The 25,795-nt window shown below is 66.1% G+C and carries 27 protein-coding genes and 2 tRNA genes; 14 read left to right on the forward strand and 15 right to left on the reverse strand.

Translation table 11 applies throughout. The features are described 5' to 3' along the window. Positions 1 to 15 precede the first annotated feature (15 nt). The 6 genes from AM586_RS28585 to AM586_RS11335 all read right to left on the reverse strand — a co-directional run bounded on the left by AM586_RS28585 (position 16) and on the right by AM586_RS11335 (position 4,884). Positions 16 to 192, reverse strand: coding sequence for a hypothetical protein (locus tag AM586_RS28585; RefSeq protein ID WP_197416361.1), 177 nt, complete (start codon positions 190 to 192; stop codon positions 16 to 18). A 71-nt stretch (positions 193 to 263) separates the two neighbouring features. Further along, positions 264 to 1,169 (reverse strand): site-specific tyrosine recombinase XerD, encoded by a 906-nt coding sequence (gene xerD, locus AM586_RS11315; RefSeq protein ID WP_060567107.1) that lies wholly within the window; start codon positions 1,167 to 1,169, stop codon positions 264 to 266. Further along, a complete protein-coding gene (locus AM586_RS11320) occupies positions 1,142 to 1,684 on the reverse strand; it encodes a methylated-DNA--[protein]-cysteine S-methyltransferase (protein WP_047821808.1) in 543 nt (180 codons plus the stop codon). The genes xerD and AM586_RS11320 overlap by 28 nt, the downstream gene beginning before the upstream one ends. Before the next feature lie 273 nt (positions 1,685 to 1,957). Further along, positions 1,958 to 3,238: a TRAP transporter large permease gene (locus tag AM586_RS11325; RefSeq protein WP_047821806.1), complete on the reverse strand. Its 1,281-nt coding sequence runs from the start codon at positions 3,236 to 3,238 to the stop codon at positions 1,958 to 1,960. Further along, on the reverse strand, positions 3,235 to 3,801 hold the full coding sequence (locus tag AM586_RS11330) for a TRAP transporter small permease (RefSeq protein ID WP_047821804.1): 567 nt from the start codon (positions 3,799 to 3,801) through the stop codon (positions 3,235 to 3,237). The genes AM586_RS11325 and AM586_RS11330 overlap by 4 nt, the downstream gene beginning before the upstream one ends. Before the next feature lie 78 nt (positions 3,802 to 3,879). Then, positions 3,880 to 4,884 (reverse strand): TRAP transporter substrate-binding protein, encoded by a 1,005-nt coding sequence (locus tag AM586_RS11335; protein WP_047821802.1) that lies wholly within the window; start codon positions 4,882 to 4,884, stop codon positions 3,880 to 3,882. Between the two features lie 118 nt (positions 4,885 to 5,002). On the opposite strand from AM586_RS11335, the gene AM586_RS11340 reads away from it, so the two are divergent. From AM586_RS11340 to AM586_RS11350, 3 genes are all read left to right on the forward strand, one after another. Next, positions 5,003 to 6,997, forward strand: a complete 1,995-nt coding sequence (locus AM586_RS11340) for an ATP-binding protein (RefSeq protein ID WP_047821800.1) — start codon at positions 5,003 to 5,005, stop codon at positions 6,995 to 6,997. An 18-nt stretch (positions 6,998 to 7,015) separates the two neighbouring features. Next, positions 7,016 to 7,609 (forward strand): response regulator transcription factor, encoded by a 594-nt coding sequence (locus AM586_RS11345; protein WP_047821799.1) that lies wholly within the window; start codon positions 7,016 to 7,018, stop codon positions 7,607 to 7,609. Positions 7,610 to 7,791: 182 nt separating this feature from the next. Next, entirely contained in the window at positions 7,792 to 8,172 is a 381-nt protein-coding gene (locus AM586_RS11350; protein WP_047821797.1) for a DUF3052 family protein, read from the forward strand. Here the strand turns inward: AM586_RS11350 and queG are convergent. After that, positions 8,169 to 9,275 (reverse strand): tRNA epoxyqueuosine(34) reductase QueG, encoded by a 1,107-nt coding sequence (queG, locus tag AM586_RS11355; protein WP_047821795.1) that lies wholly within the window; start codon positions 9,273 to 9,275, stop codon positions 8,169 to 8,171. The two genes, AM586_RS11350 and queG, sit on opposite strands and share 4 nt — an antisense overlap. An 18-nt stretch (positions 9,276 to 9,293) precedes the next feature. Here queG and tsaE point away from each other — a divergent pair, with 18 nt between their 5' ends. From tsaE to AM586_RS11370, 3 genes are read left to right on the forward strand one after another with little or no spacing between them, the layout of a single operon-like run. Beyond that, a complete protein-coding gene (gene tsaE, locus AM586_RS11360; RefSeq protein ID WP_047821793.1) occupies positions 9,294 to 9,782 on the forward strand; it encodes a tRNA (adenosine(37)-N6)-threonylcarbamoyltransferase complex ATPase subunit type 1 TsaE in 489 nt (162 codons plus the stop codon). Then, positions 9,746 to 11,185 (forward strand): N-acetylmuramoyl-L-alanine amidase, encoded by a 1,440-nt coding sequence (locus AM586_RS11365; RefSeq protein ID WP_047821791.1) that lies wholly within the window; start codon positions 9,746 to 9,748, stop codon positions 11,183 to 11,185. The genes tsaE and AM586_RS11365 overlap by 37 nt, the downstream gene beginning before the upstream one ends. A 40-nt stretch (positions 11,186 to 11,225) precedes the next feature. After that, complete coding sequence (locus AM586_RS11370) at positions 11,226 to 12,041, forward strand: D-hexose-6-phosphate mutarotase (RefSeq protein ID WP_047821790.1); 816 nt, start codon at positions 11,226 to 11,228, stop codon at positions 12,039 to 12,041. Here AM586_RS11370 and AM586_RS11375 read toward each other — a convergent pair. Next, a complete protein-coding gene (locus AM586_RS11375) occupies positions 12,025 to 13,107 on the reverse strand; it encodes a carbonic anhydrase (RefSeq protein ID WP_047821788.1) in 1,083 nt (360 codons plus the stop codon). The two genes, AM586_RS11370 and AM586_RS11375, sit on opposite strands and share 17 nt — an antisense overlap. A gap of 129 nt (positions 13,108 to 13,236) precedes the next feature. Then, entirely contained in the window at positions 13,237 to 13,881 is a 645-nt protein-coding gene (locus tag AM586_RS11380; protein ID WP_047821786.1) for a VTT domain-containing protein, read from the reverse strand. Between the two features lie 127 nt (positions 13,882 to 14,008). Here AM586_RS11380 and AM586_RS11385 point away from each other — a divergent pair, with 127 nt between their 5' ends. The 6 genes from AM586_RS11385 to AM586_RS11410 all read left to right on the forward strand — a co-directional run bounded on the left by AM586_RS11385 (position 14,009) and on the right by AM586_RS11410 (position 18,965). Continuing rightward, positions 14,009 to 14,929: a peptidylprolyl isomerase gene (locus AM586_RS11385; RefSeq protein WP_047821784.1), complete on the forward strand. Its 921-nt coding sequence runs from the start codon at positions 14,009 to 14,011 to the stop codon at positions 14,927 to 14,929. Between the two features lie 106 nt (positions 14,930 to 15,035). Continuing rightward, positions 15,036 to 17,018 carry a DNA mismatch repair endonuclease MutL gene (mutL, locus tag AM586_RS11390; RefSeq protein ID WP_047821782.1) on the forward strand — a complete coding sequence of 661 codons (1,983 nt, stop codon included), beginning with the start codon at positions 15,036 to 15,038 and terminating at the stop codon, positions 17,016 to 17,018. A 13-nt stretch (positions 17,019 to 17,031) separates the two neighbouring features. Next, positions 17,032 to 17,991, forward strand: coding sequence for a tRNA (adenosine(37)-N6)-dimethylallyltransferase MiaA (gene miaA, locus AM586_RS11395; RefSeq protein WP_047821780.1), 960 nt, complete (start codon positions 17,032 to 17,034; stop codon positions 17,989 to 17,991). A 43-nt stretch (positions 17,992 to 18,034) separates the two neighbouring features. Then, positions 18,035 to 18,111: transfer RNA gene (locus tag AM586_RS11400), tRNA-Met, on the forward strand. A 63-nt stretch (positions 18,112 to 18,174) separates the two neighbouring features. Next, positions 18,175 to 18,251, forward strand: a tRNA-Met gene (locus AM586_RS11405). Between the two features lie 84 nt (positions 18,252 to 18,335). Further along, positions 18,336 to 18,965 carry a hypothetical protein gene (locus AM586_RS11410; protein WP_047821779.1) on the forward strand — a complete coding sequence of 210 codons (630 nt, stop codon included), beginning with the start codon at positions 18,336 to 18,338 and terminating at the stop codon, positions 18,963 to 18,965. An 18-nt stretch (positions 18,966 to 18,983) separates the two neighbouring features. On the opposite strand, the gene AM586_RS28100 is transcribed toward AM586_RS11410, so the two are convergent. Further along, positions 18,984 to 19,130 carry a hypothetical protein gene (locus AM586_RS28100; protein ID WP_156328081.1) on the reverse strand — a complete coding sequence of 49 codons (147 nt, stop codon included), beginning with the start codon at positions 19,128 to 19,130 and terminating at the stop codon, positions 18,984 to 18,986. Positions 19,131 to 19,254: 124 nt separating this feature from the next. On the opposite strand from AM586_RS28100, the gene AM586_RS11415 reads away from it, so the two are divergent. Further along, on the forward strand, positions 19,255 to 19,590 hold the full coding sequence (locus AM586_RS11415; RefSeq protein ID WP_047821777.1) for a DUF2004 domain-containing protein: 336 nt from the start codon (positions 19,255 to 19,257) through the stop codon (positions 19,588 to 19,590). On the opposite strand, the gene AM586_RS11420 is transcribed toward AM586_RS11415, so the two are convergent. After that, a complete protein-coding gene (locus AM586_RS11420) occupies positions 19,587 to 20,504 on the reverse strand; it encodes a LysR substrate-binding domain-containing protein (protein WP_047821775.1) in 918 nt (305 codons plus the stop codon). The genes AM586_RS11415 and AM586_RS11420 overlap by 4 nt on opposite strands. 112 nt (positions 20,505 to 20,616) lie before the next feature. On the opposite strand from AM586_RS11420, the gene AM586_RS11425 reads away from it, so the two are divergent. After that, a complete protein-coding gene (locus tag AM586_RS11425) occupies positions 20,617 to 21,783 on the forward strand; it encodes a mandelate racemase/muconate lactonizing enzyme family protein (RefSeq protein WP_047821773.1) in 1,167 nt (388 codons plus the stop codon). Positions 21,784 to 21,803: 20 nt separating this feature from the next. Here the strand turns inward: AM586_RS11425 and AM586_RS11430 are convergent, their stop codons facing one another. Genes AM586_RS11430 through AM586_RS11445 form a run of 4 tightly spaced genes read right to left on the reverse strand, consistent with a single transcriptional unit; the run spans position 21,804 to position 25,787 of the window. Continuing rightward, the gene (locus AM586_RS11430; RefSeq protein WP_052233201.1) at positions 21,804 to 22,118 is read right to left on the reverse strand and encodes a putative signal transducing protein; all 315 of its coding nucleotides are present in this window, start codon (positions 22,116 to 22,118) and stop codon (positions 21,804 to 21,806) included. A 30-nt stretch (positions 22,119 to 22,148) separates the two neighbouring features. After that, the gene (locus AM586_RS11435) at positions 22,149 to 23,420 is read right to left on the reverse strand and encodes a DUF445 domain-containing protein (RefSeq protein WP_047821771.1); all 1,272 of its coding nucleotides are present in this window, start codon (positions 23,418 to 23,420) and stop codon (positions 22,149 to 22,151) included. A 19-nt stretch (positions 23,421 to 23,439) separates the two neighbouring features. After that, positions 23,440 to 24,591: a CaiB/BaiF CoA-transferase family protein gene (locus AM586_RS11440; protein ID WP_047821768.1), complete on the reverse strand. Its 1,152-nt coding sequence runs from the start codon at positions 24,589 to 24,591 to the stop codon at positions 23,440 to 23,442. A 53-nt stretch (positions 24,592 to 24,644) separates the two neighbouring features. Continuing rightward, entirely contained in the window at positions 24,645 to 25,787 is a 1,143-nt protein-coding gene (locus tag AM586_RS11445; protein ID WP_047821766.1) for an acyl-CoA dehydrogenase family protein, read from the reverse strand. Between the last annotated feature and the right edge of the window lie 8 nt (positions 25,788 to 25,795).

Below are 25,795 nucleotides of genomic sequence, written 5' to 3' on the forward strand. Positions count from 1 at the left end.
CGACGGCGAGGCTAACTAAGCCGAATCCTGTTCCGGCTCGGCCACTGCCCCCGATTCCTCGTCCGGAGAGGCATCACCCTCCTCCCCCTTGTGCTGCTTGGCTTCCTGCTTGCGCCGCGCCTTTTCTTCGGCTTTTTTCTTTTTCTCCAGCTCCCGCTGCCGCTTTTCGTATTGGAAATTCGTCTTGGCCATGGTGTCCTCGTGCATGTGGGAAGGGTGCTACTAAACCATTATGACTCACCAGACCCGCCAGGTCTTGAGAATTAACCACGCGGGTGGTGCTGGGCATGCAGATGCTTCAGGCGCTCGCGCGCCACGTGCGTGTAGATCTGGGTGGTCGAAATGTCCGAATGGCCCAGGAGTAGTTGCACCACGCGCAGGTCGGCGCCGTGGTTCAGCAGGTGGGTGGCGAAGGCGTGGCGCAGCGTGTGCGGCGACAGCGGCGCCGTGATGCCGGCCTTTGCCGCATGTTTCTTGATCACGATCCAGAACATCTGGCGCGTCATCGGGCCGCCGCGGCCGGTCACGAACAGGGCGTCGTCGCGCTGCCCGTTCAGGATCGCGCCGCGCGCTTCCTTCATGTAGCGCTCCAGCCAGTGGCGCGCCTGTTCGCCGAAAGGCACCAGGCGGGTCTTGCTGCCCTTGCCGGTAATGCGCAGCACGCCGTCGTTCAGGCTCAGTTCGACCATCTTGAGGCCCACCAGTTCCGACACCCGCAGGCCGCTCGCATACATCAGCTCGAGCATGGTGCGCTCGCGCAGGCCGAGCGGGGTCGAGACGTCCGGCGCGTCCAGCAGGGCCTCGACCTGGGCTTCGCTCAAGGTGTGCACGAAGCGGGCCGGCTGCCGCGCCGAAGGCAGGTTCAGGCAGGGGTCGATCTCGATGCGGCGTTCGCGCAGCGCCAGCTGGTAGAAGCGGCGCAGCACCGACAGCCGCCGGTTGGCCGAGCTGGGCTTGGTGTCTTCGTGGCGTTCGGCGAAATAGGCGGCGATGTCCTGCGGCTGCACCGCATGCAGGCTGGCGCGGTCCGGACGCTTGTTCTCGAGCCAGCCGGCGAACAGGCGCAGGTCGCGCCGGTAGGCGTCCAGCGAATTCTTCGCCAGCCCGTGCTCGAGCCAGAGCGCGTCGCAGAAACCGTCGATCAGGGAAAGATTGACTGCTGCTGCCATGGCACGTCGTTAGGAAGCGCGCCTTCGTGGCGCAGCAGCCAGCGCTTGACCGTCAGCGTGAAGCCGTGTTCGTCGTCGCTGCTGGCGAATCCGCCCAGGCCGCCGCTTGCCGTCACGCGGTGGCAGGGAATCACCAGCGGGAACCAGTTGGCGCCGCAGGCCTGGCCGACCGCGCGCGGATGCGATTCCAGCAGCTTGGCGACCTGGCCATAGGTCAGGACCTTGCCGCGCGGGATGGCCTGGATCGCGTCCCAGACGCGGCGCTGGAACACGCTGCCGGCCTCGACCAGCGGCAGCTCGAAACGGAAATCGGCGTCGCCGAAGTAGCGCGTGACCTGCTCGGCGGCCTGTTCGGCGGCGGCGTCCTGCGGCGCTTTTTCGGTGTAATGCGGCGGCAGGTAGACCAGCTCGCGTACCCGCGCCTGTTCGCCCTGCGCTTCCGTGCGGATACCCATCGCGCCGAACGGCGCCGCGACGATGGCGCTGAAGAGTTCGCTGCCCTGTTGTGTGTTCATCGATTCAGTGTAGCAAAAAAAAACGCACCCTCGTGGGGTGCGCTCTTAGTCGGTTCACGTTTGCGGCCACTCGGTCAATGCCGGCGGCATCTATAAAACGTGTGTCTCCTCAACATTTCTCCGGTAGATCCAATGCTGGATTACCGATTTCTTCTGCCTCTCCCCAACTGTATCCGGGCCTTCGAATGCACCACCTTGGTGCTAAAGCTGCGCCATCATAACGCATTCGAATAAGAAAAGCGTAGTTTTTTATATACATTCACGAAATATATTTCAGCTATAAATCATGTGCGGCAGCCACAGGCTGATCGCGGGAATGTAGGTAACCAGCAGCAGGAAGCCGATCATCGTCAGCAGCCAGGGCAGCACCGCCACCGTCAATTCGGAAATCCCCATTTTGGTGACGCCCGAGGCCACGTACAGGTTCAGGCCGACCGGCGGGTGGCACATGCCGACTTCCATGTTCACGACGATGATGATGCCGAAGTGGACCGGGTCGATGCCGAGCTGGGTCGCGACCGGGAACAGGATCGGCGCCATGATCAGCACGATCGAGGACGGCTCCATCACGTTACCGGCCAACAGCAGCAGCACGTTCACGACCAGCAGGAAGCCGATCGGGCCCAGGCCCTGGGTGGTGAGCCAGCCGGCCATCGCCTGCGGCACGTTCTCGCTGGTCATCAGGAAGGAGAACAGCACGGCGTTGGTGATGATGTACAGGAGCATCGCCGACATCGCCGCCGAATCCAGCAGCACCTTGCCGACCTGGACCAGCTTCAGGTCCTTGTAGACGAACACCGCGATCACGAAGGCGTACACGGCGGCGATGCCGGCCGCTTCGGTCGGGGTGAACACGCCGCTGTAGATGCCGCCCATCACGATCACGATCAGGAACAGGCCCCAGGCGCTGCGGCGGAAGGCGGTCAGGCGCTCGGCCCAGGTGGCGCGCTGCATGCGCGGGTAGTCACGCTTGCGGGCGATGACCCAGGTCGTCAGGCCCAGCAGGAAGGCCAGCAGCAGGCCCGGCACCACGCCCGCCATGAACAGCTGGCCGACCGAGGTGTTGGTGGTCACCGAATACATCACCATCACGATCGAGGGCGGGATCAGGATGCCGAGCGCGCCCGAGGTCGTGATCACGCCGGCGCCGAAGCGCTTCGGATAGCCCTGCTTGACCATGGCCGGCAGGATGATCGAGCCGATCGCCACCACCGTCGCCGGGCTCGAGCCCGAGACCGCGGCGAACAGCGCGCAGGCCAGCACGCCGGCCAGCGCGAGGCCGCCGTGCCAGTGGCCGACCATCGAGGTGGCGAAGTTGATCATGCGCCGCGCCACCCCGCCGTGGGTCAGGAAGTTACCGGCCAGGATGAACAGCGGGATCGCCATGATCTCGAAGTTGTCGATGCCGGTGAACAGCTTCATCGCCACCGACTCGATCGGGACGTGCGTCATGGTGAACAGGAAGGTCAGCACCGTCAGGCCGAGCGAGATCGAGACCGGCATGCCGGTCAGCATCAGGACGATCAGCAGCGCGAAAATAATGGCGGCGTTCATGTGGATTTCCTTGCATCTTCGATTTCGTCTTCCAGGCCTTCGACGTAGGCATGGTCATGGCGCGGCAGTTCGCCGTTGCGGACAAAGTGCCAGGTCACTTGCAGGAAGCGGAAGCACATCAAATAGGAGCCCAGCGGCAGCGCCATGTAGACGATCCACATCGGGATTTCCATGTCGGCCGAGGTCTGGTCGGTGCCGGCCAGGCGCAGGATGAAGTTGAGGCCCAGCGTGCCGATGATGCCGGTGAACAGTGCGCCGGCCAGCAGTGCGAACACGATGAGCTTGTTGCGCCAGCGTTCCGACAGGCGGTTGACCAGCACGTCGACGCCGACGTGGATGCCGGTGCGCACGCCGTAGGCGGCGCCGAACTTGGCCATCCACACGAACATGAAGGTGGACAGTTCCTGGGCCCAGCTGGTGTTCAGGCTGATGAGCCAGTCCTGCAGGCCGGGGATCGGCAGGCCGGACAGGTAGCGGTGCAGCACCGCGATGAAGATGATGAGAGTGGCGCCGGCCATCAGGCTGGCGATGATCCACTCTTCGAGGCGATCGAGGAATTTCATGGGAGTTCCTTGGCAAATACGTCGCTCCCGCGGCAGCGGGAACGACGTGCACAAGCTAACGAAAACCGGAGTCCGGTCTTACTTTACCGAAGCGGTGGTCTTGTTGATCGCGTCGATCAACTCCGGACCGACGCGGCCCGCCATCTGCTTCTGCACCGGCACGAGGGCCTTGCGCCACTCTGCCTGCTCCTGAGGCGTCAGGTTGTAGATGGTGGTCTTGCCCGCCTTGCGGATGGCGTCCAGGGCCATGTCGTTGTCCTGCTGGGCGATCGCCTTCTCGTACTTGGTGGCGTCGGCCATGGCCTGCTGCAGCTCGCCGCGCACGTCGGCCGGCAGGCCGTCCCAGAACTTCTTGTTGACGATGACGGCATAGCCCAGGTAGCCATGGTTCGACATGGTCACGTGCTTCTGCACCTCATGCATCTTCTGGGTGTACATGTTCGACGGCGGATTCTCGGTGCCGTCCACCACGCCGGTCTGCAGGGCCTGATAGACTTCCGAGAAGGCCAGCACCTGCGGGTTGGCGCCCAGCGCACGGAACTGCGCGTCCAGCACCTTCGAGCTCTGGATGCGCATCTTCAGGCCGCGGAAGTCGGCCGGCTTGTGCAGCGGCTTGTTGGCCGACATGATCTTGAAGCCATTGTCCCAGTAGGCCAGGCCGGTAATGCCCTTCGGCTCCAGCTTCTGCAGCAGGCTCTTGCCGATCGGGCCTTCGGTCACGGAGTACAGCGCGGCCTTGGTCGGGAAAATGTAGGGCAGGTCGAAAGCTTCGAATTCCTTCACGCCCAGCGGCGCGAACTTGGCCAGCGAGGGCGCCAGCATCTGGACCGCGCCCAGCTGCAGGGCTTCGAGTTCTTCCTTGTCCTTGTACAGCTGGCTGTTCGGGTAGACTTCGACCTTGACGCGGCCCTTGGTGAGCTTTTCAGCCAGTTCCTTGAAACGCTCGGCGGCGCGGCCTTTCGGGGTGTCGGTCGCGACGACGTGGCTGAACTTGATGACGATGGGGGCCTGGGCCGATGCGTTGAGTGCGAAGCTTGCGCCCGCAACCATAGCAAGTGCCGCGACCATGGATTTGATCTGCATGATGTTGTCTCCGTTAAGTATGTTTTTTATATGTGATGCAGTCTGCTGAGCTTTTCATCCGCTCGCTATTGTGGAAAACCACAATAGCTTCTTTTCAGCAAAAGTAACACGTTATTGCATGAGAAACACATTTTCGATCCCACGCCCCGTGCCGGACGGCCCCTGGCGCTGGCTGGTGCCGGTACTGCTGGTGCTGCTGTTCCTGCTGGTGCTGCTGTGGCTGCCCTGGCAGGCGCGCCAGATGGAGGCCAACGAGCGCCAGGAACAGCTGATCGCCGACACCCTGTGGGTCGAGCAGACCCTGCGCTTCGAACTGGCGCGCAGCGAGGAAGCGCTGGCGACCCTGGGCGCCGACCTGGCCGCCGACACCCCGCCCACACCGCAGGCGCTGCAGGCGCGCCTGGCGCAGATGTTCAAGAACGGCCACGAACTGCGCCGCGTGGCCTGGCTGGACGCCGACGGCCGCCTGCTGGCCATGCGCGGCAGCGAGCTGCCGGGCAGCGGGCTGACCCAGTCCTCGCGCGAGGCGCAGGCGATGTCGCGCACCACGCGCAGCGGGCGCTACAGCGATCCCTACGGCGCCACCCGCAACCTGCACGGCTACGTCGACTACCACCTGCCGCTTTACCACCACGGCAAATTCGCCGGCAGCCTGATCGCCACCTACAACCTGCAGACCCTGCTCGACGAGAACGTGCCCTGGTGGTTCGCCCAGGACAACGCCCTGTCCCTGCTCGACCGCGACGACCACGTGGTGGCGCAGCGCGCCGCCGGCGGCCCGGGACGCGGGATCTATACCCACAAGCGCGCGCTCGACCTGCCGGGCGGGCAGATCGTGCTGGCCACCGACAGCGTGAAGGCCGCGCCCAAGCTGCTGCCCAACCTGCTGGTCGGCTCGGTGATCGTGCTGGCGCTGGGGCTGGTGCTGTCCCTGGCCGCGCTGTGGCGCCACATCGCGCGCACCATCGCCGCCGAGAACGCGCTGCGCCAGCAGATGGCCTTCCGTACGGCGATGGAGAATTCGCTGCTGACCGGCCTGCGCGCACGCGACCTGGAAGGGCGCGTCACCTATGTGAATCCGGCCTTCTGCCGCATCGTCGGCCTGCCGGCCGGCGAACTGCTCGGCAAGAAGCCGCCCATGCCCTACTGGGCGCCGGAGGAGACCGTCGAGTACGAGGAGCGCTTCCGCAAGGTCCTGGCGGGCCAGGCCACGCCGCAGTTCGAGACCGTGTTCCTGCGCCCCGACGGCACCCGCGTGCCGGTGCTGGTGTTCGAGGCGCCGCTGGTCGACAGCATTGGGCGCCATACCGGCTGGATGAGCTCCATCCTCGACATCACCGACCGCCGGCGCGCCGAGGAGCTGGCCCGCCAGCAGCAGGAAAAGCTCGAGACCAGCGCGCGCCTGGCGACCATGGGCGAGATCTCGTCGATGCTGGCGCACGAACTGAACCAGCCGCTGGCGGCGATCTCCAGCTACACGGCGGGCGCGCTGAACGTGTTGAACCGGGCAGGCGTGGGCGACGACGCCGGCATGCTGAAGCGCGCGCTGGAGCAGGCGAATACCCAGGCGCGGCGCGCCGGCCAGATCATCCGCAGCGTGCACGAGTTCGTGAAGAAGCGCGAACCGCGCCGCGAGCGGGTCGCCATACCGCAGGTGATCGACGGCATCCGCGCCCTGGTCGACCTGCAGGCGCGCCAGAGCTACGTCACGCTGCAGGTGGAGGTGCCGTCCGACCTGCCGCCGGTACTGGCCGACCGCGTGCTGCTCGAACAGGTGCTGCTGAACCTGACCCGCAACGCGATCGAATCGATGCAGGACATCGACCGCGAACGCCGCGTGCTGCGGATCGCCGCCGCCCACAAGGAGGAGCAGGTGGCGGTATCGGTGATCGACAATGGTCACGGCATCCCGCCCGAGGTGGCCGAGCGCCTGTTCTCGCCCTTCTTCTCGACCAAGGCCGAGGGCATGGGCATGGGCCTGTCGATCTGCCGTACGGCGATCGAATTCCACGGCGGCACCCTCACCCACGCCGACAATCCGGGCGGCGGCACCATATTCACGTTCACGCTGCAGCAGGCGCAGGCTCAGTTGCAGGATAAAATACCGACCTGAAGAACAGGAGCCCCTCTCATGCTGCACATCGTCGACGACGAAGACGTCATCCGCGACGCCCTCGAATGGCTTGCGCAATCGCGCGGACTGGCCGCGCGCGGCTATGCCGGCGGCCAGGCCTTTCTCGACGCCCTGGACACGCAACCCGACCCCCAAGGCGACCGCGGCGAATGCGTGCTGCTGGACGTGCGCATGCCCGGCATGAACGGCATCGCCGTGTTCGACCAGCTGGTCGCGCGCGGCCTGCTGGCGCGCCTGCCCGTGATCTTCCTGACCGGCCACGGCGACGTGCCGATGGCCGTCGACTCCCTCAAGCGCGGCGCCTTCGACTTCTTCGAAAAGCCCTTCAACGACAACCAGCTGATGGACCGCGTCGAAGAAGCCCTGGCCAGGTCGCGCCAGGCCGCCGCCTCCAGCGCCGTGCGCGAACGCCTGTCCACGCTGTCGGCGCGCGAACGCGAAGTCCTCGACCTGATCCTGGCCGGAAACATGAACAAGGTCGTGGCCGACAAGCTGGGCATCAGCATGCGCACGGTCGAGGTGCACCGCGCCCACATCTTCGACAAGATGCAGGTCAAGACCGCGGTCGAGCTGGCCGGCCTACTGAAGTAATTTTCCGTCTGGCACTGGACGTTCCGCCGCTTCAACCCTGGCGCGCCGATGGCGCCGCTTTTGGTTCCGGGACCCGCGCACGGCAGGTTTTCTCCGCAGTTTTTCAGGGGTTCGCTTGTAAAATCAATCTGAACACGCCGTGGCTAAACTGACCACGCCACTCATTTACTTAGGGAACACAGATGAGCGAAAAGACGATTGCAGACAAGATGTTCTTGAGGAACGCGAAATCGATGGTGATCCTGAACGGGAACGTCCATCCCGGGATGGTGTCGCAGATGCCGCCCAACCTGATCAAGAACGACCAGGACAAGGTGGACGTGGTGCTGATGTTCGCGATGAACCGCAAGGAACTCGAACAGTTCTTCCCGACCGCCAAGGAGCGCCTCGGCGAGAAAGGCTCGCTGTGGGTCGCCTACCTGAAGCAGACCGCGTCGAAGGCGACTGATATCAATCGCGACTCGATCAATGCCTATGCGAAGGAAAATGGTATCACCGGCGTCGCCATGATCTCGATCGACGGCGACTGGTCGGCTTTGCGCATGAAGCGCATCGAAATCTAATCGAAGGCGCCGTGGCGCGCCAGCGCCCAGGAAACGTGCTCGCGCACCAGCGCTGACGGATGCACCAAGCGGGCCCGCAACGCCGCCACGATCCGCGGGTCGCCCCTGGCGGACTCCCCAGCCCCGGTTGCCGCATTACCCATCCCCACCGCCAGGTTGCGCAGCCAGCGCTCATGCCCGATCCGGCGGATCGGGCTGCCCTCCATGCGGCGGTTGAATTCCTCTTCTTCCCAGCCGAACAATTCCACCAGTCCGGCCGCGCCCAGGCCGTTGCGCTCGTCGAAATCCGGCAGCGCCGCGCGCTGTGCGAACTTGTTCCAGGGGCAGGCCAGCTGGCAGTCGTCGCAGCCGTAGATGCGGTTGCCGATCAGCGGCCGCAATTCTTCCGGGATGCTGCCCTTCAGCTCGATCGTCAGGTAGGAGATGCAGCGCCGCGCGTCCAGTCGTCCCGGTCCCAGGATCGCATTCGTCGGGCAGGCGCCGATGCAGGCGTCGCACTGGCCGCAATGGGCGCCGGTCGCCTCGTCGACCGGCAGCGGCAGGTCGACCAGGATCTCGCCGATGAAGAAGGTCGAGCCGGCCTCCCGCGACAGCAGCAGCGTGTGCTTGCCGCGCCAGCCCAGCCCCGATTTTTCCGCCAGCGGCAGTTCCATCACCGGCGCCGAATCGGTGAACACGCGAAAGCCGAGCTCGCCGACCGCCGCCTTGACCTTCTCGGCCAGGGCCTGCAGGCGGTTGCGCAGCACCTTGTGGTAGTCGCGGCCGCGCGCATACAGCGAGACCACGGCGGCCTGCGGATCCTGCTGGCGCAGGCGTTCGCGCGCGCGCCAGTCGGCGTCCGACGCCATCGGCAGGTAGTCCATGCGCGCGACGATCGCACGCACCGTGCCCGGCACCAGCTCCGCCGGCCGGGCGCGCTTCATGCCGTGGCTTGCCATATAATCCATCTCGCCGTGGTGGCCGGCATCCAGCCAGGCCTGCAGGCCGGCCTCGTGGCGCGACAGGTCCACGTCCGCGATCCGCACGTCGGCAAAGCCCAGTTCCGCGCCCCAAGTCTTGATGGTGCGCGCGAGTTCGATCAGGTCAGACTGGGATGGGGACATAACTTACTATTTTATTCGATGCAGGATTTTTTGAAAGCTTACCTTCCGGACGAATCGGCGACCCAGGCCCTGGGCGGCGCCCTGGCGCGCGCGCTGGCGCCCGGCCTCGTGATCTACCTGCACGGCGACCTCGGCGCCGGCAAGACCGCCCTCACGCGCGCGCTGCTGCACGCGGCCGGCCACCAGGGCGCGGTGAAAAGCCCGACCTACACGCTGTCCGAGCCCTACCGGATCGTCCTGGATGGGCAGCCGGCCAACCTGATCCACTACGACCTCTATCGCATGTCCAGCCCGGAGGAATTCCTCGATGCGGGCTTCCGCGAAGACTTCGACGGCAGGAATATCTGCATCGTCGAATGGCCCGAAAAAGGCGCGCCGGTGTTGCCGCCACCCGACGTCACGGTATTGCTTACAGTCAGCGGCCTCGGCCGTGAGGTAGAATTGCAGGCGTTGTCTGAATTGGGCCTGCTATGCCTCGAACGCCTGCACTACCCCCCGACGCCCTGATCCCTGGTTCCCCCAAGCGCCGCACTGTCCTGAAAAGCGGCGGTACGCTGCTCCTGTCCGTCCTCGCTCCCGCCCTGCTTCCGTCCTCGGCCATGGCCGCGCAGATCATGGCGGTGCGCGTGTGGCCGGCCGACGAGTACACCCGCGTGACCCTGGAGAACGACGGCGACCTGAAAGCCACCCATTTCATGGTGGCCGATCCGCCGCGCCTGGTGGTCGACATCGACGGCCTGGCGCTGAACGATACCCTGAGGAGCCTGGTCGCCAAGGTCGAATCGAACGACCCCTACATCAAGCAGGTAAGGGTCGGCCAGAACCGCCCGAACGTGGTGCGCCTGGTGTTCGACCTCAAGGAAGAGGTCAAGCCGCAGGTCTTCACGCTCGCTCCGGTGGGCGGCTACCGGCATCGGCTGATCTTCGACCTGTATCCGGTGCGCCAGGTCGATCCCTTGTCCGCCATGATCGCCAGGGAGAACTGGTCCGATGGCGCGGTTCCGGCCACGCCGGCGCCGGCGCCCCAGCCGGGCGACGCCACGGTCGGCCAGGCCGGCCCGGATGCGATCGCCAAGCTGGAAGCCGACGCCGCGCGCGCCGGCAGCACCCCGGCCCAGCCGCAGCCGACCGCGCCGCAAGCCCAGCCGCGGCCGCCCGCCAAGGGCAAGGACGCGGCCGGCAACAACAGCGGCAAGGTGACGCGCATGGTGACCATCGCCCTCGACCCCGGCCATGGCGGCGAAGACCCTGGCGCCACCGGCGCCACCGGCGTGCACGAGAAGGACATCGTGCTGGAGATCGCGAAGCGCCTGAAAGCCAGGCTGGAAGACCTGCCGAACACGCGCGTGATGCTGACCCGCGACGCCGACTTCTTCGTGCCGCTCGGCCAGCGCGTGGAAAAGGCGAGGAAGGTGCAGGCCGACCTGTTCGTCTCGATCCACGCCGACGCCTTCATCCAAGCGTCCGCGCGCGGCTCCTCCGTGTTCGTGCTGTCCGAGAAGGGCGCCAGCTCGAGCGCGGCGCGCTGGCTGGCGAACGACCAGAACAAGGCCGACCTGATCGGCGGCATCAACCTCGGCAGCCAGGACAAGCAGCTCGCCAGCGTGCTGTTCGACCTCTCGACCACGGCCCAGATCAACGACAGCCTCAAGCTGGGCAAGGCGGTGCTGAGCGAGATCGGCGGCATCAACCGCCTGCACAAGGGCTCGGTCGAGCAGGCCGGCTTCGCGGTGCTGAAGGCGCCCGACATCCCCTCGATCCTGGTCGAGACCGCGTTCATTTCGAACCCGGAAGAAGAGGCCAGGCTGAAGGACGACGCCTACCAGAACCAGCTCGCGGACGCGATCACGAAAGGCATCAAGCGCTACTTCGCGTACAATCCGCCGCTGGCGAAGGGACGAACGGCCTGACGCCTGCCGAATCTTAGTCTGAGCCTGGGGAGGATTTGTAATGAGCGCATCTACCATCCAATTCGGGCAACTGCCCGCCCTGCTGCTGCGTGCGCCGGACGGCGCCGAGGCAAGCATCACCCTGTACGGCGCCCACCTGGTGTCCTGGAAATCCGTTTCCGGCACCGGCGCCGCGCCCCAGGAGCGCATGTTCATGAGCCGCCTGTCGGCGCTCGACGGCAGCCGCGCGATCCGCGGCGGCGTGCCGGTGATCTTCCCGCAATTCGCCGAACGCGGCGAGGGCATGCGCCACGGCTTCGCGCGCACCAGCACCTGGCAGGTACTCGACAGCGGCGAGCAGGACGGCGCCGCCTGGGCCCTGCTGGGACTGAACCAGGACGAGCTGTCGCCGCAGGCCTCGAGCGCCTGGGCCTATGCGTTCGAACTGGCGCTGCGGGTATCGGTGCGCGGTGCGGAACTCGACATGGCGCTCGAGGTGCGCAACATCGGCAGCCACCCCTTCTCCTTCGCGGCCGCCCTGCACACCTACCACCTGGTCGAGGACGTCGAAGCCGTGCGCATCGACGGCCTGCAGGCCGAGACCCTGGCCATCACCGACAAGCTCGACCAGGTATTCGAGCGCATCGCCGGCCCGCTCACCTTCGACAACGGCGCCGACAAGCTGCTGCACAGCCAGCGCGGTTTTACCGACGTGGTGGTGTGGAATCCGGGCGCGGCCGATGCCGCCGCGCTGTCGGATCTGGAGGATGAAGAGTACCGGAACTTCGTCTGCATCGAACCGGCCATGCTGGGACCGCAGACGCTGGAGCCGGGCGGGAGCTGGAAGGGCGAGTACCGCCTCAGTTCGATTCCTTGATCATCCGCCCCGCCGTCGACTGCACCGGCCGCGCATTCAGCGGATACAGGCGCGAGAACAGCGCCATCTGCGCCGGCGACGCCTGGCGCGGCTGCTTGAACACCAGCCACAGCACGCCCTCGGTGCAGGGCGGTTCGCTCAGCGAGCCCATGTAGGTGAAGTATTCGCGCTTTTCCGGCAGCGCATCGCTGGGGTCGAGCACGATCGACGGCGACACCACCTCGTTCTTCTCGAGCGGCAGGTTGTCCCAGATGGTCTGCATCAGGCCGTGCGGCTGGCCGCGCTCGAGCAGCACCGCGACGATCGCGATCTTGCCGTCATAGCTCTTGTGCACCAGGTGCATGACCATCTCGGTGCCCTTGCCGTTGATGCGCTCTTCCGACGGGCGGTGGAAGTGGAACTGCTGCAGCTCGTAGGTCTGGTTGCCGACCGTGATGAAGTTGCCGCCGCCAACCGTCACCTGGATCGTGTGGCCGTTGTTCACCTCGTTGAACGAGGACGGGTGGTAGTCGAAGCCGATCTGCTCCAGGTTGACCTTGATGCCGTCGCGCAGGTCGATTGGCGACTGGCGGTTGCCCATGCCGCATTTTGCCCAATCGACATTGATCTTCGACCAGTTGGCGGGGCCGGTTTCGCCCTCGTAGGACCAGACGGTGCCGTGCTTGGGCGCGGCGGCCAGGATCGCGGCCGCGGCCGCTGCCTTCTCTTCATCGCGGCGCTTGGCCTCGGCGGCTTTCTTCACGCGCGCGGACGCGGCGGCGCGCGCCTGCTGGCGCTCGCGCAGCTCGGCCAGGCGCTCGGCGATCTTGGCCGAGAGGGCGACTTCGGCCTCTTGTTCCTTGTCCTCCGCGGCAGCCGGCGCGGGCGCGGCCTTCTTGGGCGGCGCTTCCTTCCTGGCCGGCGCTTCCTTGCTGGCCGATGGCGCTTCCTTGGCGGCCGGCAGGGAGGCGGATGCGGGCCGGGAAATCGAAGCCGCGAGTTTGGCTGCCGCGGCGGGAGCAGGATCGTTCGCGCTCGCGCTCAGGACGACGCAGCTGCAAGCGAACAGGGCGATCAGGTTACGCATGGGATTCCAGTAGTGTTGCTGTCCCCTGCTTTATCGGCGTGACCGACAGTAAACTTGAGCCTTGTAAACGAACAGCGCGCCGTCGATGCGGCGCGCTGGCAAGAATGGCAAGAATGGCAAGAGGCTGGCTCAGCGGCTGAGCATGCGGCGACCGAATTTGTAGATGCCGCCCAGGGCCAGCGGCACGATCGCCGCGCCGACGCCGACCAGCACGATGGCGGTCAGGTGGTCACGCACCACCGGCATGTTGCCGAAGAAGTAACCGGCGGTCACGAGGCCGGCGACCCACAGCACGGCGCCGGTGATGTTGAACATCTGGAAGCGCGTGTGCGTCATCTCCGAGACGCCGGCCACGAACGGCGCGAAGGTACGCACCACCGGCACGAAGCGCGCCAGGATGATGGTCTTGCCGCCGTGCTTTTCGAAGAAGTCGTGGGTGCGCTTCAGGGCGTCCTTGTTCAGCCAGCGGTAATCGTGGGTGAACACGCGGTGGCCGATGGCGCCGCCGATGTAATAGTTCAGGGTATTGCCGGTGACGGCGGCCGTAATCAGCAGCAGCATCAGCAGCGGATAACTCATCTCGCCGGTGGCGCAGAAGGCGCCGGCGATGAACAGCAGGGTGTCGCCGGGGAAGAAAAACAGCACCACGAGACCGGTCTCGCAGAACACGATCGCAAACAGGACCGCGTAGATATACACACCGTACTGGGCCAGCAGGCTGCCCAGCGTCTTATCGACATGCAGGAGCATGCCGAAGAGTTGCATCAGATCCATGATTATCCTAAATGGTAGCGCCGCATCATACCATCAGACCGGTATCGAAAAATGGCCGGCCGATCAACTTTTGGTACAGAATTGACACGGCCCCTGTAAGTTTTCTAAAAGAACAAGGAGAGACGAGATGCAGGCTGTACCGAAAAAGATGGTGGGCGCCCTGGTGCTGGGCATGACGGCGATGCTGGCGGCCGGCGCGAAGGAATTGCCGCCGAAACCCGGCGTCGGCGAGGTGCTGAAGGGCTCGAAGCCGGGCGACTGGCGTCCGCTCGACGCCGAGAACACGCTCTACGTGGAGCTGCCGCAGGGACGCGTGGTCATCGAACTGGCGCCCCGCTTTGCGCCGAACCACGTCAGGAACATCAAGGCCCTGGCGCGCGAGCACTACTACGATGGTTTGGCAATCGTCCGCTCGCAGGACAACTTCGTGGTCCAGTGGGGCGACCCGCACGAAGACGACGAGCAGGCGCGCCAGGTGAAGAGCGCGCAAAAGACCCTGCCGGGCGAGTTCACGGTGCCTTTATCGAATGACAAGCAGTTCGTGCGCATGCGCGACATCGACGGCTTCGCGCCCCAGGTCGGGCACTCCGGCGGCTTCCCGGCCGCGCGCGACCCGAAGGCCGGCCAGACCTGGCTGACGCACTGCTACGGCATGGTCGGCGTGGCCCGCGGCAACGAGTCCGACAGCGGCGGCGGCACCAGCCTGTACGTCGTCACCGGCCAGGCGCCGCGCCAGCTCGACCGCAACATCACCGTGGTCGGCCGCGTCGTGGCCGGCATGCCGCTGCTGTCGACCCTGCCGCGCGGCCCGGCGCCGATGGGCTTCTACGAGCAGCCGGGAATGCAGGTGCCGATTGCCGCCGTGAAGGTCGCGGCCGACGTCCCGGAAGCCGAGCGTGTGCATCTGGAAGTGCTGCGCACCGAAAGCCCCCTCTACCAGGCCGTCCTCGACGCCCAGCGCAATCGCGGCGGGCCATGGAACAAATACTCGCCGAACTACCTGGACCTGTGTAACGCACAAATTCCCGTGCGCGAGCAGAAGCTTTGACTTAGCTAAAACCGGGGTCAGACTCCGTAAGACCGGAGTCTGACCCCGGTTTGGGAAAAATCAAACACCTGCCGTTGGCGCTTGGGCGGCGAGCTATAATTTGCGCATGAACGCCCCGGCCCCCATCCACCGCCCCATCCAGCAGCTCCCTGACCAGCTCATCTCGCAGATCGCCGCCGGCGAAGTCGTCGAGCGGCCCTCGGCCGTGGTCAAGGAGCTATTGGAAAACGCGCTCGACGCCGGCGCCACCCAGGTCACGATCCGCCTCGAGGAAGGCGGGGTCAAGCGCATCGCCATCACCGACAACGGCAAGGGTATCCCGCCGGAAGAGCTGCCGCTCGCGCTGGCCCGCCATGCGACCTCGAAGATCGCCTCGCTGACCGACCTCGAAAACGTCAATACGCTGGGCTTCCGCGGCGAGGCGCTGGCCTCGATCGCTTCGGTGGCGGCCGTTTCAATCACCTCGCGCACGGCGGACGCGCCGCACGCCTGGGAGATCGTCGGCTCGCATCAGGGCACCGTCTCGCCCTCCTCCGGCGCCTTCGGCACCACGATCGACGTGCAGGACCTGTACTTCAACACGCCGGCACGCCGCAAGTTCCTGAAATCCGAGCAGACCGAATACGGCCACTGCGCCGAGGTCGTGCGCCGCATCGCGCTGGCGCGTCCGGACGTCTCGTTCAGCCTGACCCACAACGGCCGCACCATCGACCATTGGAACGTCAGCGAAGCGGCCAAGCGCAGCGCCCAGATCCTCGGCAACGACTTCGCCGAGGCGCGCCTGCAGCTCGACGAAGCTGCCGGCCCGCTGCGCCTGCACGGCTACGTCGGCCTGCCGACCGCCTCGAAGGCGCGCGCCGACGGCCAGTTCTTCTACGTGAACGGCCGCTTCGTGCGCGACAAGCTGCTGGTGCACGCAGTAAAGGCCGCCTACGAGGACGTGCTGCACGGCGACCGCTTCCCCAGCTACGTGCTGGCGCTCGAACTGGACCCGGCGATGGTCGACGTCAACGTGCACCCGTCGAAGATCGAGGTGCGCTTCCGCGACAGCCGCGCGGTCCACCAGTTCGTGTTCCACGCGGTGCAGCGCGCGCTGGCCCAGACCTCCGCCACGGCCCACGGCAACGCGCCGGCCCCGGTCAGCGCGGCCGAGATCACGCCGTCGGGCGGCTCATTGGGCAACTCAGCGGGCGCCTCCTGGGGCGGCGGCTTCGGACGGGACTCCGGCAACGGCGGCACGCCCGCATGGCGCCGTCCGCACGAGCAGACCTCGTTCGGCTCGCAGCTGGCGCCGGCATCCCCCTACGCCTCGTCCTTCCCGGCCGGCAGCCGCTGGGATGCGGCGTCTTCCGGCGGCGGGGTTGCGCAGCGCACCGAGAACTATGGCGCCCTGTTCTCCGCGCCGAAGTCCGGCGATGCCGCGGACGGCAAGCCGGCGCCGTCGGGCTTCGAGATGCCGCTCCCGGGCGCGCCCCAACCGGCCCACGACGACGACTTCCCGCTCGGCTTCGCCCTGGCCCAGCTGCACGGCATCTACATCCTGGCGCAGAACCGCAAGGGCCTGGTGCTGGTCGACATGCACGCGGCCCATGAGCGCATCCTGTACGAGCAGTTGAAGAACGCGCTCGACGCCCAGGCCGGCGGCGAGCAGATGCAGGTGCAGCAGATGCTGATCCCGGTGACCTTCTTCGCCGACGCCGTCGAAGTCGGCACCGCCGAGGAAAACCGCGAGACCCTGCAGTCGCTCGGCTTCGACATCGCCGCCGTCTCGCCGACCACGCTGGCGGTGCGCGCCGTGCCGGTCCTGCTGAAGAACGCCGATGCCCAGACCCTGGCGCGCGACGTGCTGCGCGACGTGCGCGAATACGGCGGCTCGCGCGTGCTGATCGAGCGCCGCAACGAGCTGCTCGGCACCCTCGCCTGCCACACGGCGGTGCGCGCCAACCGCATCCTGTCGCCGCAGGAGATGAACGCCCTGCTGCGCCAGATGGAAGCGACCGAGCGCGCCGACCAGTGCAACCACGGCCGCCCGACCTGGGTGCAGCTCGAAATCGCCGCGCTCGATAAACTCTTCCTGCGCGGGCAGTAAGCCGCATTTATTTATGACTCAGAATCACAAATCGATGGCGGTGGCCATCATGGGCCCGACCGCGTCCGGCAAGACCGCCGCCGCACTGGCGATCGCCAGGGAGATGCCGGTCGAGATCATCTCGGTCGACTCGGCCCTGGTCTACCGCGAGATGGACATCGGCACCGCCAAGCCGACCGCCGACGAACTGGCCAGCGTGCCGCATCACCTGATCGACATCATCGATCCGCTCGAGTCCTACTCCGTCATGCAGTTCCGCGAAGACGCGATCCGGCTGGTGGCCGAGATCCAGGCGCGCGGCAGGCTGCCGCTGCTGGTCGGCGGCACGATGATGTACTTCAAGGGCCTGGTCGACGGCCTCGACGACCTGCCGACCGCCGCCCCCGCTGTCCGCGCCCGCATCGACGAGGAAGCCGCGCGCATCGGCTGGCCCGGCATGCACGCGAAGCTGCGCGATCTCGATCCTGCGACCGCCGACCGGCTGGCGCCGAACGACGCCCAGCGCATCAACCGCGCGCTGGAGATCATCGAGCTGTCGGGCAAGCCGATGTCCGAGCTGCTGGCCAGGCGCGAGAAGACGGCCCTGCCCTTCGAGCTGGTGTCGTTCGCGCTGGAGCCGTCCGACCGCGCCGTGCTGCACAAGCGCATCGCGCTGCGCTTCGACCAGATGCTGGGCGAGCGTGACGACGAAGGTATCGTGCTTGAGGTGGCAAGGCTGCGCGCGCGCGGCGACCTGCATCTGGGCCTGCCCTCGATGCGCTGCGTCGGCTACCGGCAAAGCTGGGAATACCTCGACGGCGCCTACGACCGCCAGCAGCTGCGCGAGAACGGCATCGTCGCCACCCGCCAGCTGGCCAAGCGCCAGCTGACCTGGCTGCGTTCGATGCCGGATCGGATCGCGATCGACTGCCTGGCGCCGGATGCGACCGCACAACTTCTTGCCATGCTGGACAAGCACATTCGAAGCGCGTAACCTTGACAGTTCTGTGTGCGGACGGCATAATGCTCCCCGCTTTGGTGATATAGCTCAGTTGGTTAGAGCACAGCACTCATAATGCTGGGGTCGGTGGTTCAAGTCCACCTATCACCACCAAATTTCAAGCGAGATGGCTTGGCTTGCAAAGGCTGAGCCATTTTGTTTTAGTACCGTTTAGCTGGTGATATAGCTCAGCTGGTTAGAGCACAGCACTCATAATGCTGGGGTCGGTGGTTCAAGTCCACCTATCACCACCAGAATAAAAGCCGCAGATTCGCAAGGATCTGCGGCTTTTTTCTTTCAAGCGAACCGGCGCCAAGCCTTGGTACAATGACATCACCATGACCAAGACCGCCCTCCCCCTCCTCCTCGGCCTGAGCTTGTGCGCCGCGCTGTCGGCCTGCAACAGCAAGACCTCCGCGAACGAAAAGAATTTCGGCGCCGCCATCACCCAGTACTTCGACAAGAAGGGTGAGATGTGCCTGGACCCCGTGACATGGCCGGTCGACGTGTACGAAACCGACCTGCGCCAGCAGAAGCTGTACCCGGACGGCGTGGCGGGCCAGATGGCGGCGCTGGAATCGGCGGGCCTGGCCAAGGGCGAGGACATGGAAGTAGCCGGCGCCCTGGCCGGCGGGCCGAAGCTGAAGGTGCGGCGCTACACCATGGCCGATGCCGCCAAACCTTTCCTGCACGCGAACGCGGGGCAACCGCCGCGCATGTGCTGGGGCCGCAAGTCGCTGGACAAGGTCCTGCGCTGGGCCGACCCGGCCAAGGTCGGCGACCACGATGAGAGCGCTGTAATCTACACCTACACCCTGTCGAACGTGGCCCCCTGGGCCAGGAAACCCCAGATCAAGGAGGCTTTCCCCATCCTCGGGCGGACCATCGACGGGGAACACAGGCAGAAGGAAAAGCTGTACGTCAAACTCACGCCGCAGGGCTGGGAAGGGCTCGGGCTAAATGACTGAGCGAGTGAGCGACTGAGATCAGCGGCTCTCCGGCACGAAATCCCGGATCCGCCGCACCTCCGCCGCATCCAGCTTCTTCAGCATCGCCACCACCAGGTCCACCATCTGGTCGAAATCGCGCCGGTTCAGGATGCCGTTGTGACTGCAGCGGCAGCTTGCGTTCAAGCGCGGTCTGCTTCACGAAAGCGGTCAGTTTCCGGTTCGGCAGCGCCGACGAGTCGTACAGGCCGCGTGCCGTCGAGTATGCCAATAAAATAGCGGCTTTGACAAACCACCCAGGAGAACCCAGATGAGCGACCATGCCGACGAGGTGACGCGCCGCGAGCACGCCGCGCGCCAGGCCATCAAGAACGGCTTCGACATGGAGGACGAGGAATCCGGCGTCGCCATGTTCGTCGCCTTCCACCTCGAAGAGCTCGCACCCGACTACTGGCAGGCGCGCACCGGCACGCCGCGCCCCGATCCGTCCGCGGTGCTCGACGTCCTCGAACTGCATGGCCATTGGGGCGAAGACGACGAGATGGAATACTTCGACTTCACCCTGCCCGGCGGCGTGACCGACTACGTCATCAGCGTGCACTTCGACGCCAAGGGCAAAGTCGCCGAGATCTCGATGGAGAGCTAGCTTGCCTCCACCGGCTGGCGGAAATGCTCGACCAGGAAATCAATGAACGCCCTGGTCCGCGCCGCCTGGTTCCGCCGGTTCAGGTAGTACACGAACAGGTCCGCCGACGGCAGCCGGTACTGCGGCAGCACGATCTTCAGCCGTCCGCTTTCGACGTAGCGCGCCAGGTCCCACTCCGAGCGCACCAGGATGCCGTGCCCATCCAGCGCCCAGCCCAGCACGATGTCGCCGTCGTTGCTCGACAGCGCGCCATGCACTTTCACCACCTCGCTGTGCTCGTCCCCTTCGCCCGCATAAAAGCGCCAGACGCCGTGCGCCTCGTCGTTCTGGCGATGCACGATGCAGCGGTGCGCGGCCAGGTCCGCAAGCGTGGCCGGTACGCCATGCTGCTGCAGATACAAAGGCGAGGCGCACAGGAAGCGCCGGTTGCTCATCACGCGGCGCGCGTTCAGGCGCTTGTCCGGCAGCGTGCCGAAGCGGATCGCCAGGTCGTAGCCGCTCTCCACCAGGTCGACCGGGCGATCGGTCACTTCCATCTGCACCTCGACCTGCGGGTAGCGCTTCGCGAATCCGGAGACGATGGGCGCGATCGTGGTGCGGCCGAAGCCCAGGGTCGCGTTCACGCGCAGCAGGCCCTTGGGCGCCGCGCGGCCGCTCGACACGGCGTCTTCCATTTCGCGGATCGCGGCCAGGATCCGGCCCGCGTGCGCCAGGTAGGTCTCGCCTTCGCTGGTCAGGCTGATGCGGCGCGTGGTGCGGTTCACCAGCCGCACGCCGAGCCGCGCCTCCAGCTGGGCCAGGCGCTTGGTCGCCGCCGGCGGGGTCAGGTCGAGCGCGCGCGCGGCCGCTGCCAGGCTGCCGTGGCGCGCCACCAGCGTAAAGAATTCCATGTCGGCGCTATGGTCGGGGATCATCTGCCATTCACTTCAGGTTAATAATCAATTCAACTTGAAGAAATTATAGGTCGATTGCCGGGAGCTAAGCTACTGACTCCATCACCACACGGCACCCGAGCAGGCACCTACCATGAAAATCGTCGAGATCCGCGAACAGACCCTCCCCATCAGCTCTCCCATCCGCAACGCCTACATCGACTTCAGCAAGATGACGCTGAGCCTGGTGGCGGTGATCACCGACGTGATCCGCGACGGTAAGCCGGTGGTCGGCTATGGCTTCAATTCGAACGGCCGCTATGGCCAGGGCAAGCTGATGCGCGAGCGCTTCATCCCGCGCATCCTGGAAGCCGACCCGGCCTCGCTGGTCAACGACAAGGGCGACAACCTCGATCCGCACAAGATCTGGGACTGCATGTTCACCAACGAGAAGCCGGGCGGCCACGGCGAGCGCTCGGTGGCGATCGGCACCATCGACATGGCGGTGTGGGACGCGGTCGCCAAGATCGAAGGCGTGCCGCTGTTCCAGCTGCTGGCCGACCGCTACGGCAACGGCCAGCCGGACCGCAAGGTATTCGTGTACGCGGCCGGTGGCTACTACCATCCGGGCCAGGATCATGAAGCGCTGAAGAACGAGATGCGCAGCTACATCGACCGCGGCTACACGGTGGTCAAGAAGAAGATCGGCGGCGCTTCGCTGGACGAAGACCTGCGCCGCATCGATTCCATCCTGTCGGTGCTGCAGGACGGCCAGAAGCTGGCGGTGGACGCCAACGGCCGCTTCGACCTCGACACCGCGATCAAGTACGCGAAAGCGCTGTCGCAGTACGACCTGTTCTGGTACGAGGAAGCCGGCGACCCGCTCGACTTCGAACTGCAGGCGACCCTGCGCAACTACTACGACAAGCCGATGGCGACCGGCGAGAACCTGTTCTCGATGCAGGACGCGCGCAACCTGATCCGCTACGGCGGCATGCGCCCGGACCGCGACTGGCTGCAGTTCGACTGCGCCCTGTCCTATGGCCTGGTGGAGTACCTGCGCACCCTCGACATGCTGCACCAGCACGGCTGGTCGCGTAAGCGCTGCATCCCGCACGGCGGCCACCAGATGTCGCTGAACATCGCGGCCGGCCTGGGCCTGGGCGGCAACGAGTCCTACCCGGACCTGTTCCAGCCTTTCGGCGGCTTCCCGGACGGCGTGAAGGTCGACAACGGCTACCTCACCATGCCGGACCTGCCGGGCATCGGCTTCGAGGGCAAGGCCGACCTGTATCGCGAGATGCAGAAGCTCTCGGCCTGAGCATCACGTAGCGGCCGGCGTCACTCCCCGACGTCGGCATCCTCTCCCAGCGCGAACTCGCCGCGCTGGAAGGCTTCCAGCACCGCCTGGGCCTGCAGCAGGTAATCCTCGGGCACGAGGATGCGCACGCCGCCGAGGGCCGGCGCGAGCAGCAGGTCGGTCTGCATCAGGTGGGCGTCGGCCAGCACCGCCGGGATGCCGGAGGCGGCCAGGCAGCCCTGCACCAGGCTGGCTTCCATCGGAATCAGGTAGCGGGCGACTTCGAACAGGTCGCGCCCGGGCAGCAAGGCTTCATCCGGCGTGCCGGCCAGCAGGGTGCTCGATACGTGTGTCATGACGCCTCCGCGAAGGTGAACCGCTCATGCTCATCTTACCAGCATGGGCAATGCCGACAGCAGATACAGCACCACGCCGATCAGGCCGCCCACCACGGTGCCATTGATGCGGATGAATTGCAGGTCCTTGCCGATGTTGAGCTCGACCTGCTCCGACATCTCGCGGCTGTCCCAGTGCTTGACGGTGTCGGCGATGTGGCTGGTCAGGAAGCCCGCGAACTCGGGCGCCGCGCCGCGCGCCGCCAGTTCCAGGTTCTCGTTGAGGGAAGCGCGCAAGGCCGGATCCTCGGCCAGCATGCGCCCGACCCAGGCGCCGGTCGCTTCCAGGCGCCGCCGCAGCACCGAATCTTCCTGGTCGAGGTCGGCCTTGATCCAGGCCTTCAGGTCGCTCCACAGCGCGCCGAGGTAGCCGTTCAGGGTGTCGTCGCCGATCAGGTAGCGCTTGATGTCCTCGCCCTTTTCCTGGAAGGCCGGGTCGGCCTGCAGGCGCGCGATGAAGTCGGCGGTGAAGGCGTCGAAGCGCTGGCGCAGCGGATGCGCCGGATCCTCGCTGACGCGTTTCAGGATGCCGGCCGCCAGCTTGACCGTGAGGTCCGCGCCTTTCCTGCCGATGAGCTCCGAGGGCAGCATCTTTTCCATGAAAGCGTATTCCTCGCGCAGCCAGTCGACGATGCCCTGGGCGATGAAGGCCTGGGTTTCCTCGTTGGCGAGCAGTTTCGCCAGCTGGACGATGCCTTCGTCCAGCAGCTCCTGGTGGCGGCCGTCGCGGGTGACGCTTTCCAGGATCGTCCCGGCGGTCCTGGACAGGTCGACGCCCTGGATCATGCCGTGCACGGCGCGCCGCACGAAGTTCTGCACGGCGGCGTCCTCGATGAAGTCGAGCGCCCAGCCGGCCGTCTTCACCAGGTAGTGGCCCAGGCGTTCCGTGTTCTCCGGCTTGACCAGCCAGTCCGCCACTTTCTGCGCCGGATCGTGGCGCTGGATCAGGCGCACGATCGAATCGGTGTCGAGGAATTTCTCGTGCACGAAGGCGGCCAGGTTGTCGGCGATGCGGTGCTTGTTGGCGGGGATGATCTCGGTGTGGCGCGAGACGAAGGGAATCGGAATGCGCCGGAACAGCGCGGCGACCGCGAACCAGTCGGCCAGCGCGCCCACCATCGCGGCCTCGGCGAAGGCTTTCAGCAGGCCGCTCCACCAGTTCGGCGGCAGAAACAGGGAAATCACGAACAGCGCGCCGGCGCCGGCGAGGAAGGACAGCGCCAGCCGCTTCGACTGGCGCAATTCGGCTTGCTTGTTGTTCATGCGGCCATGTTAACCCGGCCTAGACGATCCCGGCGCGCTGCAGCGTCTCCACACTGGCCGCGCTCCAGCCCCAGTCCGCCAGCACCGCGGCGCCGTCCCGGCCCGGGCTCGAGGGCGCCGCGCCGAGCTCCGCCGCGGTGCGCGAGAAGCGCGGCGCCGGCGCCGGCTGGGTCACGCCGTCGCGTTCGACAAAGGTGGCGCGCGCCGCATTGTGGGGATGCCGCGGCGCTTCCGCCATGTCGAGCACGGGCGCGAAGCAGACGTCGGTCCCCTCCAGCAGCGCGCACCATTCGGCGCGCGTGCGGGTGGCGAACAGGTCGGCGAACTTGCGCTTCAGCTCGGGCCAGTCGGCCTGGCGCCACTGCTTGCCGAACTGCGGGTCGTCGACGCCGGCCAGCGCCAGCAACTGCGCATAGAACTGCGGTTCGATGGCGCCGATCGAGATGAACCTGCCGTCACGGCAGGCATAGCAGTCGTAGAAGGGCGCGCCGCCGTCGAGCAGGTTGGCTTCCCGTCCATCGCGCCAGGAGCCGAAGGCGCGCAGGCCGTACATCATCGCACCCAGCAGCGCGGAACCGTCCGTCATGGCGGCATCGACCACCTGGCCCTTGCCCGAGCTCTTCGCCTCCCAGGCGGCGCACATCACGCCGAAGGCCAGCATCATGGCGCCCCCGCCGAAGTCGCCGACCAGGTTCAGCGGCGGCGCCGGCGGACCGCCGGCCCGCCCCATCGCGTGCAGCATGCCGGACAGCGCCACGTAGTTCAGGTCGTGGCCGGCGGCCTGCGCCAGCGGCCCGGTCTGGCCCCAGCCGGTCACGCGGCCGTAGACCAGGCGCGGGTTGCGGTCCAGGCAGGGGTCGGGGCCGAGCCCGAGCCGCTCCATCACGCCGGGGCGGAAGCCTTCGACCAGCACGTCGGCCTTCGCCACCAGGTCGAGCAGCACCTGGCGCGCACGCGGGTCCTTCAGGTCCAGCGCCAGCGAACGCCGTCCGCGCGCCATCACGTCGAACTTCGTGCCCAGCATCGGATACGGGTTCGGCGCATTCGGATCGGGCTTGCGGTCGATGCGGATGACGTCCGCGCCCATATCGGCCAGCATCATCGCCGCAAAGGGGCAAGGGCCGATGCCGACCATCTCAATTACCTTCAGTCCGGATAAGGGTCCCGGCATGTATGTCTCCGTTGCGAATGGTGGGCACGGGGTGCCCACCTTCACATGTATCGTCACAAGGAACGGGCGATGATCTCTTTCATGATCTCGTTCGCGCCGCCGTAGATGCGTTGCACGCGGGCGTCGAGATACATCTGCGCGATCGGATACTCCAGCATGTAGCCGTAGCCGCCGAACAGCTGCACGCACTGGTCGACGATCTTGCACTGCAGGTCGGTGATCCAGTACTTGGCCATCGAGGCCTGCACGGTGTCCATGCGGCCCTCGATCAGGTCCTGGATGCAGCGGTCGACGAACACGCGCGCAACGAAAGCCTCGGTCTTCGCCTCGGCCAGCACGAAGCGGGTGTTCTGCATCTCGATCAGGGCCTGGCCGAAGGCCTTGCGCTCCTTCGCGTGCTCGACCGTCAGCTTGATGGCGCGCTCGATCGAGGCCACGCCGCACACGCCGACGATGGTGCGCTCGTAGGGCAGTTCCGTCATCAGCTGGGCAAAACCGCGTCCCGGATCAAAGCCCAGCACGTTCTGCGCCGGCACGTGGACGTCGTCGAAGAACAGCTCGCAGGTGTCCTGGCCCTTCTGCCCGACCTTGTCCAGGATGCGGCCGACCCTGAAGCCGGGATTCTCACGGGTCTCCACCAGCATCAGAGAGACCCCCTTGGCGCCCGCGGCCGGGTCGGTCTTGGCGACCACCAGGACCAGGTCGGCCATGTAGCCGTTCGAGATGAAGGTCTTGGAGCCGTTCAGGCGATAGCCGTCGGCGTCGCGGATGGCGGTGCTGCGGATGCCCTTCAGGTCGGAGCCGGCGCCGGGCTCGGACATGGCGATCGCCGCGATCATCTCGCCGCGCGCCATGCGCGGCAGGTATTTGTATTTCTGTTCTTCGGTGCCCTGGTTCAGCAGGTAATGCGCGACGATGGCGTGCACGTGCAGGCCGAAGGCGGTGTCGCCGGCATAGGAGAGCTCTTCGAACACCACGCACTGGTGGGCGAAGCTGCCGCCCGAGCCGCCGTATTCCTCGGGGATGTCGGCCAGCAGCAGGCCCATCTCGCCGGCCTTGCACCAGACCTCGCGGTCGACGTGCTGCTGTTCGCGCCAGCGCTGCTGGTGCGGATTGACTTCGTGGTCGACGAAGCGGCGCACGGCGTCGCGAAAGCCCTCGAGCTCGGCGTCCATCCAGGGTGAGACGTAGTCCATATCTGCCC

Origin of the sequence: Massilia sp. WG5 (assembly GCF_001412595.2) — a bacterium.
GTDB lineage: Bacteria > Pseudomonadota > Gammaproteobacteria > Burkholderiales > Burkholderiaceae_D > Telluria.